This window comes from Trichococcus sp., assembly GCF_049589555.1.
In the GTDB taxonomy this organism is placed as follows: Bacteria; Bacillota; Bacilli; order Lactobacillales; family Aerococcaceae; genus Trichococcus.
In genome coordinates, this window is the sequence record NZ_JBAWAZ010000051.1 from 1 (window position 1) to 18,151 (window position 18,151).

Here is an 18,151-nt window from a genome sequence, read left to right on the forward strand (position 1 = left end):
GTTTGCACCCTTCCATCACATTATTCCAAAATTTTAAACATAAAAAAATGTAAGTTGAGTATAGCATAATTTTTCAGAAATAAAACATATAAGCTCCTGTATTTAGATATTTTGTATAAAAAGTAAGCTAAAGACGGATATTAGGCGATTATTCCGCCTGTTTTTTCGGATATTTTGAAGAAGCAGCTTTTTCCAGGCGATTCATGAATGCCTTCCCGAGGCCGGCAAGGTCATAGGCTTCCGCCAAAATCACATCGACCGGTTGTTCATCAAGATAACGCAATCCGGCATAGAGACGCTGCGATGCAGTCGCCACATCATTCTTCGCCCCCAATGAATAGGCAGCTAGCGCTGCATCCTTATGGACAGCCAGCTGTTCTTCGGATGCCAAAATGCCGATTTCCTTGCCTTCACCGCGATATTCCTCAATGGCGGCGTCCCAATCAGCAGCCGTTCCATCGACCAGCACGACCGGTTGAGTGGGAGCATAGTGTTGATATTTCATCCCTGGCGCTTTCGGAGCCTCCGCGTCATTTGTTGTTTGCGCACTGCCTGATAGTTTGCCGATGATCGGCTCCAGCTGCACTTCGGTGATGGCACCCGGGCGCAAAATGACAGGTCCTTCGGCATTGGTCAAGTCCAGTACGGTGGATTCCAAACCGATCTGCGTTTCTCCGCCATCAAGGATGCCCGCAATTTTTCCCGAAAGGTCATGCATCACATGTTCAGCTGTCGTCGGGCTCGGTTTGCCTGATGTATTCGCGCTCGGTCCGACCAAAGGAAAGCCGGTTTTTCTGATCAATTCCAGCGTCTGCACTTGGTCGGGCATCCGCAGCGCGACGGTATTGTGGCCTGCGGTGACGGTAGGCGCAAAAACCCCTTCTTTCATCGGAAAAATCAACGTCAATGGACCAGGCCAAAAAGCCTCCATCAAGGCTTCTGCCTGTTGCGGTACAAAGGCTACATACTGAGCAACCTCCCGATCGGATACATGAACGATCAAGGGATTGTCACTGGGCCTTCCTTTCACTTTATATACATTTTTGACGGCTTCATCATTTGATGCGATAGCGCCCAAGCCGTAGACAGTCTCTGTCGGGAAGGCGATCAATTGTCCGGCTTTCAGCAGTTCGGCTGCCTCATCAATCGTTGATGTGTCGTATAATTTCGTTTCCATAATAAATGCTCCTTTCTGGATGTTTTGACTGGCAAGGACGCCGTTCAGGTAAAAAAATAGCTGGGGCAATTGCCCGCAGCCATTTTTTGCCCATGGATAACAGGCGACTCTTTTCTTATTTGACTATGAGCATGCGATCGAGGCCGGACAGATCTTTTTCGATCGTGACCGTTTTATCCGGGAAAGCTTTTTTGTAGAGTTCCAATAATTTTTCGCCTTGGCTGAATCCGATTTCCATGAACAGGCATCCGTCCGTTTTCAAATGGAACGGCAGCGTGAAGGCCATCTTTTGGTATAGGTCCAACCCGTCGTGGTCAGCGAACAAAGCCGAATGCGGTTCGTACTCCAAAACGGAGCGGTCCATCAAGCCGATTTCATCTTCGCTGATGTAAGGCGGATTGCTGAGGATGCAGTCGAAGGTCTCCAGCTGCACGGGTTCCAACAGATCCCCTTGCAGGAAACGGATGTCGGCATCCAATTGCTCCGCGTTCTCTTTCGCGACTGCCAAAGCTTCTTCAGAAAGATCGGTAGCTGTCACTTCATCCTGCGGGCGTTCCTTTTTCATCGCAATGGCAATAGCGCCTGATCCTGTCCCGATGTCCAGGACCTTCTGCGGCCCTTTCCCTTCCAGGCATTTTAGCGCCCGCTGCACGAGCTCTTCCGTTTCCGGACGCGGAATCAACGTAGCCTCGGTGACTTTCAAGGGATAGCCATAGAACCATTCGACGCCTACGATGTACTGGATCGGTTTGCCCGCGACATACTCATTTATGTCGCTGAAGTACTGCTTGTATTCTTGCTCCGTTATCTGCTCGGCAAAACGCATCAACAGATCCGTTTTCGTCCATCCCAAGCGATCCAAAAGCAGCCTTTCAGCCGCCAACGGACTTTTCTCGTTTTGTTCCAAAAAAAGCGCGCCATTCTGCAAAGCTTGCTGGTAAGTGAGTTCCTTAGATTGATCCATTGTTCAAGGACTCCAATTTTTGCGTTTGATCTGCCATGATCAACGCATCGATGACTTCATCCAGTTTTCCGCTCAAAATCGTATCCAACTTTTGCAAAGTCAAGCCGATACGGTGGTCGGTAACCCGATTTTGCGGGAAGTTGTAGGTGCGGATGCGTTCGGAACGATCGCCTGTACCGACTGCGGATTTACGCGTCGCATCGTATTCGGATTGTGCTTCTGAAGAGATTTTGTCGTATACACGCGTGAGCAAAATTTTCATCGCTTTTTCGCGGTTTTTGATTTGGGAACGCTCATCCTGCATGGCAACGGCGATTCCTGTCGGCAAGTGGGTCAATCGGACCGCTGATGCCGTCTTGTTGACGTGCTGTCCGCCGGCTCCGCTGGCATGATAGATATCCGTACGGATGTCTTTGTCTTCGATGTTTAATTCGACCTCTTCCGCTTCCGGCAATACAACAACGGTAGCCGTGGAGGTATGCACACGCCCTTGTGACTCTGTTTCCGGAACACGTTGAACACGATGCGCGCCGCTCTCATATTTCAGTTTGGAGTAAGCACCATTTCCGCTGATCATCAGGATGATTTCTTTGTAGCCGCCGATGCCGGTAATGTTCGCATCCATGACCTCAACGCGCCAGCCATGGCTTTCAGCGAATTTGCTGTACATTGTGAACAGCTTCCCAGCGAATAAAGCAGCCTCATCCCCGCCGGCAGCTCCACGGATCTCCATGATGATGTTTTTGTCATCATTCGGATCTGTAGGGAGCAACAAAACTTTGATGCGCTCTTCAAGCTCGGTCTTCTCTTTCTTTAAGTCGTTCAATTCCTCTTTGGCCATAGCAGCCATGTCGTCATCCAACTTTTCTGACAACATTTCTTCGGTGTCGGCGATTTCCCCTTCGACCTCTTTATAACGTTTGAAGGTTGCAACTTTTTCGCGCAGCCCCGCTTCTTCTTTGGTCAATTCCAAGAATCGTTTTGTGTCGGAAAGTACTTCCGGATCACTCAACAATTCGGAAAGCTCTTCATAACGGATAATGAATGCATCTAATTGATCATACATAACTTTTTCAAACTCCTCTTTTTTTGTTTCTGAGTATCGATTCTAGGCCAAGGGCGGATGGTGGTAATGGTTACGGCAGACGGGAAGATAGGATTCGTTTCCGCCGATCTGGATCTGTTCGCCGGCATATACTGGTTTTCCATCCACGACACGCATGTTCATGATTGCTTTTTTATGACAGTACCAGCAGATGGTTTTGATTTCTTCTATCTTATCCGCGTAGAGCAACAGATATTTGGAGCCTTCGAACAATTCGTTCTGGAAATCATTCTTCAATCCGAACGCCATCACCGGGATTCCCAATTCATCCACGATGCGCGCTAATTGGATGACATGCGCTTTGGATAGGAATTGGGATTCATCAATCAAAATGCAGGCTGGCTTTTTTGGATTTTTGCTGACTTCCAAAAATACATCCGTATCATCCGCAATCGGAGTGGCCTCGCGCTTCAAACCGATCCGGCTAGAAACATAGCCTACACCATCGCGGTCATCGATCGCGCTCGTAAAGATCATCACTGATTTGTTCTGCTCTTCATAATTGTAGGCAACCTTCAGGATCTCGATCGATTTCCCGCTGTTCATCGCCCCATATTTAAAAAATAACTGTGCCATTATGTCCACCTTTCCAACAGCGTCTTGCCTATTTTTCATAAATCGGTCGGAATTTCCTGCAAAAAGAAAGGATGCCCTTGTGTCATCCTGCTTCCGACCCGCTATTATCTCACCTTCATCATTCCGCTCCGGTAAGGTTACCGAATGATAAAAAAACTGAATAACATCCCGTATAATGATAGTAGGAAATGGCTCCAAAGTCAATAAAATTCACGCTCAGCAGCCTTCCTTCGGCAATCTGAACACCCCTTCCTGACACGAAGCGGCATCTAAAAATATTCAATCCGGGCAAATTCTGCTATACTAACGCTATCGAAAAAAGCCTTGTTATATGCTATGATGGCAAGAGATACATAAGTAAGGAGCGAATTTATTTGACTATCCGCGGTTCACTAGCAATCAATATCGGCAAAATCGCCCAGTGGGGTCTTCAGACTTTCACAAAAGGCGGAACCAGTCTGCCCGGCAAACTGGCCGTCAAATTGGATCCCGACGTGTTGCAACACCTTTCTGAAAATTTTGATGTCGTCATCATCACCGGCACGAACGGCAAGACACTGACGACATCGTTGACTTATCATGTCCTGCAGCAAAAATACCCGCATATCTTGACGAATCCGACTGGTGCCAACATGGAGCAAGGCATCATCTCCTCGTTCCTGGAAGGCTATTCGCGTAAAGTAAAAAAGGAAAGAGCCTTTGCTGTACTTGAGGTCGATGAAGCCAGCCTGGTCAAGGTGACGAAGTTCATCAAGCCGAAAGTCATCGTGAACACGAATGTTTTCCGCGATCAGATGGACCGATTCGGCGAAATCTACACGATTTACCAAAAAATGGTCGATGGCGCTGCGCTTGCACCGGATGCCGTCATCCTGGCGAATGGGGACAGCCCGATCTTCAACTCCAAAGAACTGGTCAACAAACAGATCTACTTCGGATTCAACCATGAACCGGATGGCGATACCCTGGCACATTACAACACGGACGGCGTGCTTTGTCCGAAATGCCAGCACATTTTGCGCTATAAATTCAATACCTACAGCAACCTCGGGAAATACTACTGCCCACATTGCGATTTCAAACGTCCAGAACTGGCTTATGCTGTCACCAAAGTGGACAAATTGACGCACAAGAGTTCTTCCTTTGAAATCGATGGCCATCCGTTCCACACGAATGTCGCCGGTCTCTATAACGTCTATAACGCCTTGGCTGCCTATTCAGTCGGCAAACATTTTGGATTGACTCCGGAAGAGATCCAGGCAGGTTTCTCAGCTGCCCAGCAAAAATTTGGCCGTCAGGAAACAATCACCGTCGACGACAAAGAAATAATCCTGAACCTGATCAAAAATCCGGTCGGCCTGAATCAGGTCATCGACCTCCTTCATTACGAAGACGAGCCATTCAGCGTCGTGTCGATCCTGAATGACCGCCCGGCAGACGGAACCGATGTCAGTTGGATTTGGGACGGAAATTACGAGAAGTTTTTGGATTTTGACATCCCGAAAGTAACCGTCAGCGGCATCCGCCAAAAAGAGTTGACCTTACGGATGAAAGTTGCCGGTATACCTGAAGAAAAACTGGAAGTTTTACCGGAAATCACCGATGTCATCAAAGCTTTCAAAACGGCTCCGACGAAAAAAATCTATGTGATGGCAACTTACACCGCTGTGCTGCAACTCCGTAAAGAGCTGGCGAACCAAGGCTATATAGCGGAAAGGATGAAATAAATGCGACTACGTATTTGCCACTTGTACGGCAATCTGCTGAACACATACGGCGACAATGGGAATCTCTTGATGCTCCAGTACTGTGCCCGTGAAAAAGGCGTCGATTTCGAAACGGAAATCATCAGTTTGGACCAGCCCTTCGATCCAGAAAAATATGACCTCGTCTTTTTCGGAGGAGGCCAGGATTACGAACAGTACATCGTCTCAAAAGACATTCAGGATAAAGCAGAAGGAATCAAGGAATACATCGAAAATGATGGCGTGGTATTGGCCATCTGTGGTGGCTACCAATTGTTGGGCCACTATTATATGGATGCATCCGGCAACAAAATTTCCGGCATCAGCGCCCTGGATCACTATACATTGAGCCAGGACAACAACCGGTTCATCGGCGACATCACCATCCGCAGCGAGGAATTCAATGAGACCTACGAAGGGTTCGAAAACCATAACGGACGGACCTTCCTGGGCGAAAACATGCGCCCGCTCGGAAAAGTCGAAAAAGGCATGGGCAACAATGGTGAAGATAAGACCGAAGGCGCCCGCTACAAAAATGTCTTCTGTTCCTATTTCCACGGGCCCCTGTTGGTCCGCAATATCCATTTGGCAAACCGTATCGTCGATATGGCCATTGCCCAACACAACAAAAAGATCGAAATATAAAGCAAAAACAGAGGCCGGGACATTTGTCCCGACCTCTGTTTTTGTATTTACTTATCGTTATTCCATCGTGAACGAAAGCACGATCGTCAGCACTACAAAGGCCAACAGACCGGCGATGAACGCCCATGATTGCCATCTGGCCATATTCAGCGTGCTTCCGATGCCGAAGCGTTTTTCGACAAATATCGATGGATCTTCCGAGTTGTAATACCATACTCCCCACTTCCAGTAGCGCTCTTCGTCCGCTTCCGTCACTTCATCAGGCAGTTCACCCGCTTCGTTCAGGAACAATTTTTCACCGCCTTGGCCGTATTTCCAAGTCAGATAGACGCTGTACCCAACTATGATGACCACGAACGGAATCGTCATACCGATGACCCACTGGGCACCCTTGTCTGCGAAGAACAAGGAAAAGAAATGGATGCCGCTCAACAAGAGCTGCGTCAGCACCGTCACGACGAGGAAGTAATAGGACCAAGCCTGACGGAACAATTTGCTCTGCTTGCTGGAAAGATCGGACAGATATGGCGAAATCTTCTGTTTCGATTTGATGAAGGAATAGTGGCTGAAAAACATCATCGGAATCATCAATAATTGTATCGCCGGCAACATGAATACATTCACATACGTTTTATCGACGATCCGGTCCGGTTCATTCGAGCTATTCCAGTGAACCGGGAACCGCTCGGGTATCAGGTCATAGAAATAAAGCGTGACCGCCACCGTCACCAACAGGATGAACAGTTGCGCCGAAACGAAGACCGAATGGGAGACCACCTTCAGATCTTTTTGATAGGCGGTATCGATGACGATTTTGGCTTTTTTCGGTTCAATTTTGATGTCGTTTGCTATTTTCCAACTGCGGAGCTGCTTCCGTTTCTGCAGATAGAGCAGGAACGAAAGGAAAATGAAAACGAACATCGCGACCGTCACATAGATGCTGGTGACCATCTCCACTTTCTCCTCATCATCCCAGAGAAGGAAGAAAAAGATTGGAGCAGCGAGCAGTATACTCCCGAATATATTTTGATAAAGATAGGCCTTTTTAAGCTTCAAAACATAGGGGTCCTTTTGATGGGATGTCGGAACCGTCACTCCAAACGGTGTACTTAACCGGCTATAATATGGCGTAATGCCGTTGACGACCCCAATAATCAAAAACATGATCACCATAAACCAACTAAATATCAGCATGTGCATTGCCCTCCCCTTCCAGCTCTTTCTCAATTTCGTTCAACCAGCCGTTGAATGTTTCCTCATTGACTTCAAAAATTTGTTTATCGATCAGGATTTCCTTAAGCTTATCCTGCATCGCCGCTTTCGTGCGTTCATTGGACGCCATAGTCGCGCGTTCGCTCACGAAATAGCCTTTCTGGTTTTTTTCCAGCACGCCTTCGTCGGCCAACAGATTGTACGCTTTATTCACGGTATGCATGTTGATGCCCAATTCGCTAGCTAGGCTCCGGACGCTCGGCAATCCATCCCCATATGACCATTCCCGTTTGAGGATGCCAATTTTGATCTGGTACATCAATTGCGTATAGATCGGCGTATCGCTGTTCGGAAGAATTTCGATGAACATTTTTACCCCTCCTGTTCGTTATATAACAAGTATAACACCGATAGCGAAATTTGCAAGTAGGAAGAAGTGGGCTGCCGAGGCTGCAGGCTGACTAATATTCACTCTGTCCTCAGGTGAACGATGGATTCGTCGGAGGACAGGCTGCATTTCAAAGCGCTTCTTCGGTGAACGACTACCTCGCCGGAGTTCCACACTATTATGCACTCTCTCCTCCGCCCCACATACCCAAAACAACTAGATCAGCACAACACAAAAACGGTATGCGACCGATAACCACCGGTCGCATACCGTTTTCCAACGTTTGTTCTCGCTACTAGTAACTTTCCTGCAAAGCCCTGATGCTGTTTTCAGTCACGACCGAAGTATCGCAAAGCATATCGATCGGATGTTGTTTCTTGTTTTGGAAGGCAGCGACCAGATAAATCACAGCCACGATTTTGCCGATATAGCGGCCGACACCTTCGCGGATCAGGAGGGTCTGCCAACTGAGTTTTTCTTCCTTGAAGCAGACGACGCGGATGCCGAAGATCATCTTCCCTAGTGTTTGGCCGTTCGTATATTTCGTCATCAGTATGAAATACCCGACAAATATCAGCAACTGAATAAATCCGTACAAGGTTAAGGGAGAACTCCCGCTCATACTGATGCCGCCCAAAGCGAAAATCGGTTTGATCAGGATCCCCATCAAAGCCTGTACGACAAGCAAATCGACGAGGTATGCAAAGAACCGAATCCAAAAACCGGCGAATACGTAGTCCGGGTAGCGGTTAAACGGACGTTCCTGCTGGTCGGAAATGCGCTCGGCTTCCTCCCAGGCTACTTTCTTTTTCCGGATTTCTTCCAAGCGTGCTTCATGCGTAGTGGTTTGCTCTTCCATCATCACTCACCTCCGTAGAGATAAAGCAATCTCGGAGCGGCGGTTGTCCCAAAAGTGTCACGGAGCAGTTGCAGTTCAGAAAGCGTCTGGTTGTTCTGGCTAGTCAGTTTGCCAGCCGCCTGAGCGAACAACCAAGAAAAATCGGAAAACAATCCAGGTGTCGAAGTATAGTCGAACACTTCCGCATCCTCGAGGTCATAAGCTGCTTTCATCGCTTTTAACGCATCATCCGTGTAGGCTATCTCATCCACCAACCCTAGCGCTTGAGCTTGGGTTCCCGAATAAATCATGCCATTCGCTACTGCGCGGACTTCTTCTTCAGGCATATCCCTTCCCGTTGAAACAACAGTGACGAAACGTTGATAGGCCTCATCGACATAAGCCTGAAGCAACGCACGCTCTTCTTCCGTCATATCCCGGTCCGGCGAACCGATGTCCTTGAGGCTGCCTGACTTGATCGTATTGTATTCGATACCCAATTTTTCGAGCAGGCCGGAGTATTCGATGGCCTGCATGATGACACCGATCGAACCGGTAGTCGTTTCAGCTGTAGCATAAATTTTGTCCGCACCAGCGGAAATGTAGTAGCCTCCGCTTGCGGCAGTTCCTTGCATCGAAGCATAGACCGGAAGCTCCTTCTCAGCAGCGATGCGGTACAATTTATCGTGCGCTTCCGCACTTTCATATACCCCGCCGCCCGGGCTGTCCACTATCAGGAAAATTCCTTTGATCGTGTCATCTTCTTCGATGGCTTTCAATTGCTCCAGAAAAAGGTCGTGATCATAGCTGGAGCCGTCTGTCAGCATACTCCCTGTCCCTGATTGGATGGTTCCTTCGATATGCAGAACCGCGATCCGATTGCTGGCATCGCCGCTCTCCAGAACACTTTCCTGCAGGCTCGTTCCTGGTATCAGATTGCCGGTAAGCTGGCTTAGTGAATCCTCCGTTTGGCCAGCCAACCGGGTCGACAGAACCTGCGAGCCGAGTGATGCCACGAAAAGCACAAGCGCGATTGCCACCGCAATCCATCTCTTTTTGTTCATGAAGCATTACCCCTTTTCGTTTCGTTTATTCTTGAGCATAATCCTCTTCCGGTTCTTCCTCGATTTCTGGTTCATCCAAATACAATCCGGAAATCTCTTTGTACCAATCGAAAATATGCATGAACAGCACTTTAAGGACAGCATAACCGGGAATGCCCAAGATGAATCCGGTCAGACCGAACAGTTTTCCTGCCGTAAGCAATACGAAAATGATTGTGACCGGATGGACTTCGAGATTGCTGCCGAGTACCTGTGGCGAAATGACGCGCCCCTCGATGAATTGCTCAATCGAGAAAACAAGCAGCACTTTTGCCAACATCAGCGGAGAATCCACTATCGCAACAATCACCGCGGGCACCATCGCAATAAAGGAACCCATATACGGGATGATGTTCAGGAAGCCTGCGAGTATCCCCAGGACGATGCCGAATTTCATTCCGATGATGGCATATCCGATGACGAACATCAGCCCGACAAAGAAGGCGACCGTTATCTGACCGCGCACATATTGACTGATTTGCGTGTTGATCTTCTTCAACAGTTCACCGATCGATTCCCGCAGATATGTGGGAAATAATTGCAGAAAAGTCTGCGGCAACCTAGCCCCTTCCTTCAGCAGATAATACAGAATGATCGGCATCGTGACGATTCCCACAAACGCATTCGTCAAAAGTCCGACGACGCTGCCCAAGCCGCTGACCGTGTTCGACAGGACTTCATTCAATTTCGCGGAAACAGAGTTGAAGATGTCCGCATTGATTTGATTGATCTGTTCCTGCAAGGAGGTGAACCAATCATAATTGACCAATTCGATCGTCATTTTTTCGAGTGCCTGCCAATAAGCCGGAAATTCGCGGACAATGCCGATCGTCTGATCGCGGATGATCGGAATCAGGATCGCAAAACCCCAGATCATCATCAGCAGCACCAGCACGAAAGCAATCCAAATGCCTACGAAACGCTTGATGCCCCGGTTCTCCATCAGCGTAACCAACGGATTCAGCATGTAAAAGAAAATACCCGCCATTATCAGCGGAAAGCCGATGACGCTGAAGAAGCTGCCTATCGGTCCCAAAAGATAGGAAATTTTTGAAAATACGAAAACGATCAGGAGAATCAGTAAAATGATCAGAAGGACAGTTACGAATTTGTTGTTCAGAAACCATCTTTCGAACCACGACAACCGATTCCCGGATTTCGTTCCTCTACGCGGAGCTCTTTCCATTGGACTCACCTTCAATCTTTCTTCTTATAAGTAATCGTGGTGCCGTCAGTTATTGTCGGCAAAATGTAAGGGGTCAAATAGATGCTCGTTTCCAAGCGTTCGTCATCCCAGTTTTTGAACATCATGGTTGTATGGCCGATCGACTGCAGATTTTTCAGGACATGCGTACCGACATAGGATATACGGTACTCCTGGTCGTCAAACAAAATCCGGTCACCGTCTTCCAGTTCGAACCATTCCTGGGGCTCCAAAAAACGATGGATGATGGAAACCTCCTGCAATGGTGGCGTTGCGCTGTCATCGAACAGGATGATCATGGGTTCCTTTATATCTATCGCTTTTTCTCCAATTTGAATTACTTTGCTTTGCATTGACATATCTCCTTTTCAGACACTTTTTACAACTTCTATTCTATCACAGTTTATTTGGCAAACCATTGATTATGCCGTTGAATCCAACTTTATTTGCTTTACAAGCTTTTTCCCCTGTTATTGTGAAGGACGTTTGTTATAATGGAATTATCATAATATTTAGGAGGTCTTTGGATGGAACAAGTTTTATATCTTGGCTCTTACACGAAAAGAGAAAGTAAAGGGGTTCATCAAATCATTTTGGACACCGATAAAAAAGAATTGCGTGATTATCGCTTGATTGCGGAAGTCGACAGCCCTACTTACCTGGACTTATCTGCGGACAAAGAAACGCTGTACGCGATTTCCAAAACGGATGAAGGCGGCGGCATTACTTCTTTCAAGAAAAATGAAAACGGAACCTACGACAAGGTAGCCGAAATTTCTGCTGAAGGATCTGCGCCTTGCTATATCTACTTAGACGAAGAAAAAAAATTGATCTTCACCGCCAATTACCACGGCGGATACTTGACTGTCTACAAAGAGAACGCTGACGGTTCCTTCACAATGACTGACCGTGCGCAACATGAAGGTTCAAGCATCCATGAAAACCAAACTATTCCGCATGTGCACTACAGCGCGCTTTCCCCTGACAAGAAATACTTGTTGGCTTGCGATTTGGGCACTGACCACGTTTATACCTACACGGTTTCCGACGAAGGTAAACTGGCGGAAGTTGCCCGCTATAAAGCGACTCCTGGCACTGGCCCGCGTCATTTGGTTTTCCATCCGAACGGTAAAGTGGTTTACATGTTCGGTGAATTGAGCAGCGATGTCGAAGTGTTGGCTTATGATGCAGCAGCGGGTACTTTCTCATTATTGCAAGTCATCACGACTATCCCTGAAGAGCATACCGGTTTCAACGGCGGCGCGGCTATCCGCATTTCCGCAGACGGCAAATTCGTTTATGCTTCCAACCGCGGACATGATTCATTGGTTGTCTATGCGGTATCCGAAGACGGCGAAACATTGTCATTAGTGGAATATGTCCCTACTGAAGGAAACATCCCGCGTGACTTCAACTTGGATCCAAGCGGCCAATTCGTGATCGTGGCTCATCAGGATTCCGATAACCTGACTTTATTCGAACGCGATGCAGAAACCGGCAAATTGACGTTGCTGCAAAAAGACGTCTACGCGCCAGAGTGCGTTTGCGTCTTCTACTAAGATAATAACAATAAGCCTCCCGTTCTGATGAACGTGGAGGTTTTTTGTTTTCACAGCACGGCTGAGCAGAATAGTTACCTTGCTGAGTCACTCTCCTGTATACTCGACTTATGGATTATTTGAACGGAGGTTGGAGCTTACATGATTACCGGTTTTCACCATCTCACCGCCATCACCAAAGATGCGGAGAAGAACAAAACCTTTTACACCGATACCCTAGGATTGCGTCTCGTCAAACAGACGGTCAACCAAGATAATTTGACAGATCCCCACCTTTTTTACGGGGACTACAAGGGAACTCCCGGCACGATATTGACTTTTTTCGAGTTGCCGAGAGTCGGCCAGCGTCACGAAGAAGACAGTCTCATCCATGAAGTGTTGCTGAAGATCCCTCAAGGCAGTCTGCAGTTCTGGAAAAATCGCCTTACCTCAGGGGCCATTCATTTGATCGGAACGGATAAAGCCAGCTGTACCTTCCAGGACCCTGACGACATGAAAATCAGCTTGGTTGAAGTGCCCGAAATGATTGCGCCCGATCAGGCAACGCGCCACAGTGACGTGCCCGCCGAATACCAGATCATCGGCATCCAAGGCATCCACTACACCGTGTCCGATCTTGAAAAATCGGAAACCTTTTTCCGCGATGTGCTGGGCATGAAACTGCTGGATCATAATGCCCATCCGGTTGCCGCTCCTGAAGAGGTGAGTCGGCTGATCCAGTCCTCCAGCGTAAAGCCCTCCCGTCTCGGCAAAGGCACCATCGATCACATCGCCTACAGCGTGCCTGAACGCAAAAATCTTGATCAGATCCTGGATAAGGCAAAAGAAAGTCAGATCACTGTTGAAAAAATCATCGACCGAGGTTATTTCCAAAGCCTTTACCTGCGCGAACCGAGCGGTTTGCGCATCGAAATAGCGACCGAGCAACCAGGCTTCACGCTCGACGAACCGCTGGAAAAACTCGGGGAAACTTTTGCCCTCCCTGATTTCCTGGAACAAAAACGTAAAGCGATCGAATCCACTATCCTGAACAGAAAGAAGTGATCCCATGCAGCATTTCAATACCGAAGAACTCAACACGAAACAGATGTACAAATTTTTGACCGGGAGCATCATTCCCCGCCCGATTGCCTGGATCACTACCCAGAATCCGGAAACGCAGGTAGTCAATGCCGCGCCCTTCAGTTTTTTCAGTGTCGCTTCGAACGTGCTGCCGCTGATCAGCGTAGCAATTCTGAGGAATGACGGGAAAATCAAGGATTCCGCCAAAAACCTGCTGGCTTCCCGACAAGGCGTCGTCCATATCGTCAGCGAAGACTTGGTTGAGGATATGAACAGGACGGCCGCTCAGCTGCCGGACACAGAGAGCGAAATCGATCTGACGGAATTGACGTTGACCGCCAGCCACACTGTAGCTGTCCCCGCCATCAAAGAGGCGAAAATCCGGATGGAAACAACCGTACACCAATATGTGCCTCTGACGGATGCTGAGGGCAACGTGCTTACGGATCTGTTCATCTTGCGCGTCGAAGATTTTCTTTTCGATGAATCGGTGTTCGATCAGGAGAAACAGTATGTTTTGGCAGAAAAATTGGAACCTGTCGCGAGGCTGGCCGGCAACGACTATACAAAGCTCGGGGAGATTTTTTCGCTGGAACGTCCTTAACGGGTTGTATGTTGGCAAAAGCCGTTGTCTCGGTTGTTCAGAATATTTCAGGTTCCGTTCAGTCGAGACATCGGCTTGGCGTCGGCTCTTAACACGCATAGCGACGAAAAAGCTTCATCCGGCGCTCAGCCGGATGAAGCTTTTTTTGCATATTTTTCCTTTTATTCCTTCGGCAGGACGCTTCCGATTTCTGCTTTTACGGCAACTTCACCGGTTACATCCAAGCTGAAGTTTTTGACTTTGTCCATATTCGTGATGACGACGACCATCGCGGAATCTTTTCCGGCTTCCTGCAGTTGTGCCAGATCGACTTTGGCGACCAGAGTATCCGCAGTCAACGATTGGCCTTCCTTCACGAAGATTTCGAATGGTTTCCCGTTCAACTCAACCGTATCCAACCCCATGTGCAACAAAAGTTCCAAACCGCTGTCCAACAAAATGCCTACTGCATGCTTTGTCGGAAACACGCTCAATACTTTACCTTTTGCTGGTGAATAGATGTTTCCGTCTGCAGGAATGACCGCGAAACCGTCACCCATCATTTTTTGAGAAAACACTGGATCTGCAACATCCGAAACAGGTACCACAACACCGTTGGCTGGTGAATACAAGATTTCCTTCTCAACTGGCAGTTTTCCCTTTTTATCATCCTTCTTAAAAAAGCCAAACATGCTATCGCCTCTTCCTTATTTAAATGAGCTTTTGTGAAAATTGGTATACTTCATTTTACCATAAACAGACAAGCATTGTGAATTTTTTTAGCAACGCTTACATTCAAAACGCTCCTCCATTTCCTTAAGAATCCATGAAAAGGATTGGCTAATCTTTTTCATTTCGCTATACTAGATGATGGAGTATCAAAAAAATGCACAACAGAAAGGATATTATATGGAATTTATGGAAATACTGAAAGCAATCATCCTCGGCATTGTTGAGGGTATCACCGAATGGCTCCCCATCAGCAGCACGGGCCACATGATTTTGGTTGAAGAGTTCATTCAACTGGACCTCTCACAAGCATTCAAAGAGATGTTCTTCTACGTGATTCAGCTGGGTGCCATCCTCGCAGTAGTCGTCATCTATTTTCACAAACTGAATCCCTTCTCCCCAAGCAAAACGAAGGAAGAGAAAACACAGACTTGGGATATCTGGAAAAAAGTAGTCATCGGTTGTATCCCAGCGGCTGTCATCGGCTTACCGTTGAACGATTGGGCGGATGAAAACCTCCTGAACGCGACAGTTGTCGCTTTGGCGCTGATCATCTACGGGATTTTGTTCATCGTCATCGAAAACAAGCATAAGGATCGCGAACCAAGCATCACCGAATTCAGCGAGTTGACCTATATGAAAGCTTTCCAGATCGGCTTGTTCCAAGCGCTCTCGATCATTCCAGGTACATCGCGCTCCGGTTCTTCCATTTTAGGGAGCATCGTATTGGGCACTTCCCGCTTCATCGCGACTGAATTTTCCTTCTTCATGAGCATTCCGATCATGTTCGGGATCAGTTTTTTGAAGATCATCAAATTCGGGTTCGACTTTACTGGACTTGAATTCGCCGTTCTCTTGTCAGGCATGCTTACTGCTTTCCTCGTTTCAATCGTCGCCATCAAGTTTTTGATCGGTTATTTGAAACGCAACGACTTCAAAGCGTTCGGTTGGTACCGGATTGTCCTTGGAGCAATCGTTCTGATCTATTTCCTGTTTGTCTGAAAAATGAGTTTCGCCATCCTTTTTGGGATGGCTTTTTATTTTGTCATCCAGAACATTCATAGTCCTTATTAATAATTATTATAATCTGCATTCTTTTGTTAACCATCTGGTTTTATTGCTGTGTGCAATTTTCGACCTCTTCAAATTGTGTCTTAAATATGGATATTGAGAATGAGATTCATTTCCGTTTGATTATAATGATTATAATCTAGATTTTTTTAGTGCTATCATGAAGGCATATAAGGAAGGAGTGTCAAATCATGAAAGATTTATTCAAGAATAAAGCGATGATCGCAACCACGATCAGTGGCATTCTCATCATTCTTGGCATTGTGTTGCAATGGCAAAACTTTGATACAGCTGCAGCCATCATTTTCGTGCTTTCGTTCATCATAGGCGGCTTCAAACAAGCAAAAGAAGGATTCATCGATACAGTTGAAAATAAACATCTGAACGTTGACATATTGATGGTGCTTGCCGCAGTTGGTGCCTCTCTGATCGGCTACTGGATGGAAGGCGCGCTACTCATCTTCATCTTCTCGCTATCCGGTTCGTTGGAGGAATATGCGACCGAAAAAAGCACCCAAGCCATCACGGCATTGATGAACATTGTCCCTGAAATAGCAAAACGCATCAACCCGGATGGTTCGATCGAAGACGTTGCAGTCAAAGAACTGAAAGTCGGCGATACATTAATGATCCCTAAAGGTGCCAGCATCCCCATCGACGGCACGATCGCATCGGGCCAAGGCCTGATCGATGAAGCCGCAATTTCCGGCGAATCCGTCCCTGTCGAAAAGACTGTCGGCGATGATATATTCGGCAGCACGATCAACCTGAGCGAAGCGTTGACGATGACTGTCTCGAAAGAATCGAAGGATACCCTGTTCGCCAAAATCATCCGCATGGTCGAAGAAGCGCAAAAGACACCTTCTAAGACGGCAAGCTTCATCAACCGCATCGAAAACACCTATGTCAAAATCGTTCTCGTTTTTGTGCCCGTTATGATCGCCGTTTTTTATTTCCTCCTGGATTGGGGTTGGAATGAATCATTCTATCGTGGCATGGTGCTGTTGACAGTCGCCTCCCCTTGCGCATTGGTGGCTTCTGCCACTCCGGCTGTTCTTTCCGCCATTTCCAATGCAGCCAAGCACGGGATCCTATTCAAAGGCGGCATCGCAATCGAGAACTTCTCGGCCATGGATTGCATCGCATTCGACAAAACAGGCACGCTGACGGAAGGCAAACCTGTAGTGACGGAAGTCAGCTATCTGGCAGGAACGGATGAAAAACACATCATGTCCGTTGTCTATGCGTTAGAGCATTCCTCGACTCACCCGATTGCTTCCGCGTTGGTCCAACATCTCGATACGAAGGAATATGCAAAGTCCCAGATGGATTCGATCCAAGACCTTACCGGTTTCGGATTGGCGGGTGAAGCGTTCGGAAGCCAATGGAAAATCGGCAAGAAATCCTTCGTCGTAAGCGATGAACTGAACGAGCCTCCGTTCGTAAAAGAAGCTTTCGCGCTCCAAAACGAAGGAAAGACCGTCATTTACGTTTCACAGGATGATAAGGTAGTGGCCTATTACTCTTTATTGGATACCCCTAAATCAGAGGCAAAAGACATGATCGCCTTTTTCAAAGCCAATGGTGTCCATACAATCATGATCACCGGCGACAATGAAGCAACCGGGCAAACAATCGGCAAGCAATTGGGTGTGGATGAAATCCGCGCGAACTGTCTTCCCGAAGACAAGACCACAATCCTGAAAGATCTTCAGGCGAAATACAAACTTGTCGCGATGGTCGGAGACGGCGTGAACGACGCCCCTGCACTGGCAAACGCCGACATCGGCATCGCTATGGGCGAAGGAACGGATATCGCCATGGAAACGGCGGATGTGGTACTGATGAAGAGCGAACTGGACAAGTTGGAATATTGTTATGGCTTGTCGAAGAAGCTGAAAAAAATCACAATGCAGAATATCATCTTTTCCATCACCGTCATCCTCATTCTGATCCTTTCAAATCTGTTCCAACTCATCAACCTTCCGCTCGGGGTGGTCGGACACGAAGGCAGCACGATACTGGTCATCATGAACAGTTTGAGACTACTGGCGACAATACCTACCCACCACTTTCAGGGCACTGCAAAACCTGCTGGACAGAATTCCAACCCAACACAGGTCCCATGCCCGAAAAGTAATCTTACTGACACAACCGATTTATAACGGAAAAGCGTTCGGGCTTGATGCC

At 47.6% G+C, this 18,151-nt stretch carries 18 protein-coding genes; 7 read left to right on the forward strand and 11 right to left on the reverse strand.

From position 1 onward, the window contains the following. Positions 1 to 148 precede the first annotated feature (148 nt). From WBV27_RS02430 to WBV27_RS02445, 4 genes are all read right to left on the reverse strand, one after another. Positions 149 to 1,177, reverse strand: a complete 1,029-nt coding sequence (locus WBV27_RS02430; protein WP_424199091.1) for an L-threonylcarbamoyladenylate synthase — start codon at positions 1,175 to 1,177, stop codon at positions 149 to 151. Between the two features lie 115 nt (positions 1,178 to 1,292). Continuing rightward, on the reverse strand, positions 1,293 to 2,141 hold the full coding sequence (gene prmC / locus WBV27_RS02435; protein WP_424199093.1) for a peptide chain release factor N(5)-glutamine methyltransferase: 849 nt from the start codon (positions 2,139 to 2,141) through the stop codon (positions 1,293 to 1,295). Beyond that, positions 2,128 to 3,207, reverse strand: coding sequence for a peptide chain release factor 1 (gene prfA / locus WBV27_RS02440; RefSeq protein ID WP_424199095.1), 1,080 nt, complete (start codon positions 3,205 to 3,207; stop codon positions 2,128 to 2,130). The genes prmC and prfA overlap by 14 nt, the downstream gene beginning before the upstream one ends. Positions 3,208 to 3,249: 42 nt before the next feature. Next, a complete protein-coding gene (locus WBV27_RS02445) occupies positions 3,250 to 3,822 on the reverse strand; it encodes a thymidine kinase (RefSeq protein WP_086627418.1) in 573 nt (190 codons plus the stop codon). Between the two features lie 374 nt (positions 3,823 to 4,196). On the opposite strand from WBV27_RS02445, the gene WBV27_RS02450 reads away from it, so the two are divergent. Both WBV27_RS02450 and WBV27_RS02455 read left to right on the forward strand, forming a co-directional pair. Further along, positions 4,197 to 5,549, forward strand: coding sequence for a Mur ligase family protein (locus tag WBV27_RS02450; protein WP_140185152.1), 1,353 nt, complete (start codon positions 4,197 to 4,199; stop codon positions 5,547 to 5,549). Continuing rightward, entirely contained in the window at positions 5,550 to 6,212 is a 663-nt protein-coding gene (locus WBV27_RS02455; protein WP_424199098.1) for a type 1 glutamine amidotransferase, read from the forward strand. A 57-nt stretch (positions 6,213 to 6,269) separates the two neighbouring features. Here WBV27_RS02455 and WBV27_RS02460 read toward each other — a convergent pair whose 3' ends face one another. From WBV27_RS02460 to WBV27_RS02485, 6 genes are all read right to left on the reverse strand, one after another. Then, entirely contained in the window at positions 6,270 to 7,406 is a 1,137-nt protein-coding gene (locus tag WBV27_RS02460) for a DUF1648 domain-containing protein (RefSeq protein ID WP_424199100.1), read from the reverse strand. Next, positions 7,393 to 7,794, reverse strand: a complete 402-nt coding sequence (locus tag WBV27_RS02465; RefSeq protein WP_424199102.1) for a GntR family transcriptional regulator — start codon at positions 7,792 to 7,794, stop codon at positions 7,393 to 7,395. Before WBV27_RS02465 ends, WBV27_RS02460 begins: the two co-directional genes overlap by 14 nt. 313 nt (positions 7,795 to 8,107) lie before the next feature. Beyond that, positions 8,108 to 8,674, reverse strand: a complete 567-nt coding sequence (locus tag WBV27_RS02470; protein WP_424199104.1) for an RDD family protein — start codon at positions 8,672 to 8,674, stop codon at positions 8,108 to 8,110. After that, the gene (gene sppA / locus WBV27_RS02475) at positions 8,674 to 9,714 is read right to left on the reverse strand and encodes a signal peptide peptidase SppA (protein WP_424199106.1); all 1,041 of its coding nucleotides are present in this window, start codon (positions 9,712 to 9,714) and stop codon (positions 8,674 to 8,676) included. Before sppA ends, WBV27_RS02470 begins: the two co-directional genes overlap by 1 nt. A gap of 25 nt (positions 9,715 to 9,739) precedes the next feature. Then, positions 9,740 to 10,939 carry an AI-2E family transporter gene (locus WBV27_RS02480; protein ID WP_424199108.1) on the reverse strand — a complete coding sequence of 400 codons (1,200 nt, stop codon included), beginning with the start codon at positions 10,937 to 10,939 and terminating at the stop codon, positions 9,740 to 9,742. Between the two features lie 11 nt (positions 10,940 to 10,950). Continuing rightward, positions 10,951 to 11,310 carry a PTS glucitol/sorbitol transporter subunit IIA gene (locus WBV27_RS02485; protein WP_424199110.1) on the reverse strand — a complete coding sequence of 120 codons (360 nt, stop codon included), beginning with the start codon at positions 11,308 to 11,310 and terminating at the stop codon, positions 10,951 to 10,953. 174 nt (positions 11,311 to 11,484) lie between these two features. Between WBV27_RS02485 and WBV27_RS02490 the strand changes: the two genes are divergently transcribed. The 3 genes from WBV27_RS02490 (at position 11,485) to WBV27_RS02500 (ending at position 14,182) form a co-directional block, all read left to right on the forward strand. Next, positions 11,485 to 12,516, forward strand: coding sequence for a lactonase family protein (locus WBV27_RS02490; RefSeq protein WP_424199112.1), 1,032 nt, complete (start codon positions 11,485 to 11,487; stop codon positions 12,514 to 12,516). A 141-nt stretch (positions 12,517 to 12,657) separates the two neighbouring features. Beyond that, positions 12,658 to 13,560: a VOC family protein gene (locus tag WBV27_RS02495; RefSeq protein WP_424199114.1), complete on the forward strand. Its 903-nt coding sequence runs from the start codon at positions 12,658 to 12,660 to the stop codon at positions 13,558 to 13,560. A 4-nt stretch (positions 13,561 to 13,564) separates the two neighbouring features. Next, positions 13,565 to 14,182, forward strand: a complete 618-nt coding sequence (locus tag WBV27_RS02500) for a flavin reductase family protein (RefSeq protein ID WP_424199116.1) — start codon at positions 13,565 to 13,567, stop codon at positions 14,180 to 14,182. 161 nt (positions 14,183 to 14,343) lie between these two features. Here the strand turns inward: WBV27_RS02500 and WBV27_RS02505 are convergent, their stop codons facing one another. Further along, positions 14,344 to 14,853: a PTS sugar transporter subunit IIA gene (locus tag WBV27_RS02505; RefSeq protein ID WP_424199118.1), complete on the reverse strand. Its 510-nt coding sequence runs from the start codon at positions 14,851 to 14,853 to the stop codon at positions 14,344 to 14,346. A gap of 217 nt (positions 14,854 to 15,070) precedes the next feature. Between WBV27_RS02505 and WBV27_RS02510 the strand changes: the two genes are divergently transcribed. Further along, positions 15,071 to 15,892, forward strand: a complete 822-nt coding sequence (locus tag WBV27_RS02510; RefSeq protein WP_424199120.1) for an undecaprenyl-diphosphate phosphatase — start codon at positions 15,071 to 15,073, stop codon at positions 15,890 to 15,892. 260 nt (positions 15,893 to 16,152) lie between these two features. Beyond that, positions 16,153 to 18,126, forward strand: coding sequence for a heavy metal translocating P-type ATPase (locus WBV27_RS02515; protein WP_424199122.1), 1,974 nt, complete (start codon positions 16,153 to 16,155; stop codon positions 18,124 to 18,126). The last annotated feature ends 25 nt before the right edge of the window (positions 18,127 to 18,151 follow it).

Excerpts from the sequence above, each read along its gene's own strand:
- WBV27_RS02500 (WP_424199116.1), top strand. The coding sequence starts at position 13,565 with ATGCAGCATTTCAATACCGAAGAACTCAACACGAAACAGATGTACAAA.
- prmC (WP_424199093.1), bottom strand. The coding sequence starts at position 2,141 with ATGGATCAATCTAAGGAACTCACTTACCAGCAAGCTTTGCAGAATGGC.
- WBV27_RS02470 (WP_424199104.1), bottom strand. The coding sequence starts at position 8,674 with ATGATGGAAGAGCAAACCACTACGCATGAAGCACGCTTGGAAGAAATC.
- WBV27_RS02505 (WP_424199118.1), bottom strand. The coding sequence starts at position 14,853 with ATGTTTGGCTTTTTTAAGAAGGATGATAAAAAGGGAAAACTGCCAGTT.
- WBV27_RS02455 (WP_424199098.1), top strand. The coding sequence starts at position 5,550 with ATGCGACTACGTATTTGCCACTTGTACGGCAATCTGCTGAACACATAC.
- sppA (WP_424199106.1), bottom strand. The coding sequence starts at position 9,714 with ATGAACAAAAAGAGATGGATTGCGGTGGCAATCGCGCTTGTGCTTTTC.
- WBV27_RS02430 (WP_424199091.1), bottom strand. The coding sequence starts at position 1,177 with ATGGAAACGAAATTATACGACACATCAACGATTGATGAGGCAGCCGAA.
- WBV27_RS02510 (WP_424199120.1), top strand. The coding sequence starts at position 15,071 with ATGGAATTTATGGAAATACTGAAAGCAATCATCCTCGGCATTGTTGAG.
- WBV27_RS02480 (WP_424199108.1), bottom strand. The coding sequence starts at position 10,939 with ATGGAAAGAGCTCCGCGTAGAGGAACGAAATCCGGGAATCGGTTGTCG.
- WBV27_RS02485 (WP_424199110.1), bottom strand. The coding sequence starts at position 11,310 with ATGCAAAGCAAAGTAATTCAAATTGGAGAAAAAGCGATAGATATAAAG.
- WBV27_RS02465 (WP_424199102.1), bottom strand. The coding sequence starts at position 7,794 with ATGTTCATCGAAATTCTTCCGAACAGCGATACGCCGATCTATACGCAA.
- WBV27_RS02490 (WP_424199112.1), top strand. The coding sequence starts at position 11,485 with ATGGAACAAGTTTTATATCTTGGCTCTTACACGAAAAGAGAAAGTAAA.
- WBV27_RS02495 (WP_424199114.1), top strand. The coding sequence starts at position 12,658 with ATGATTACCGGTTTTCACCATCTCACCGCCATCACCAAAGATGCGGAG.
- WBV27_RS02515 (WP_424199122.1), top strand. The coding sequence starts at position 16,153 with ATGAAAGATTTATTCAAGAATAAAGCGATGATCGCAACCACGATCAGT.
- WBV27_RS02460 (WP_424199100.1), bottom strand. The coding sequence starts at position 7,406 with ATGCTGATATTTAGTTGGTTTATGGTGATCATGTTTTTGATTATTGGG.
- WBV27_RS02445 (WP_086627418.1), bottom strand. The coding sequence starts at position 3,822 with ATGGCACAGTTATTTTTTAAATATGGGGCGATGAACAGCGGGAAATCG.
- prfA (WP_424199095.1), bottom strand. The coding sequence starts at position 3,207 with ATGTATGATCAATTAGATGCATTCATTATCCGTTATGAAGAGCTTTCC.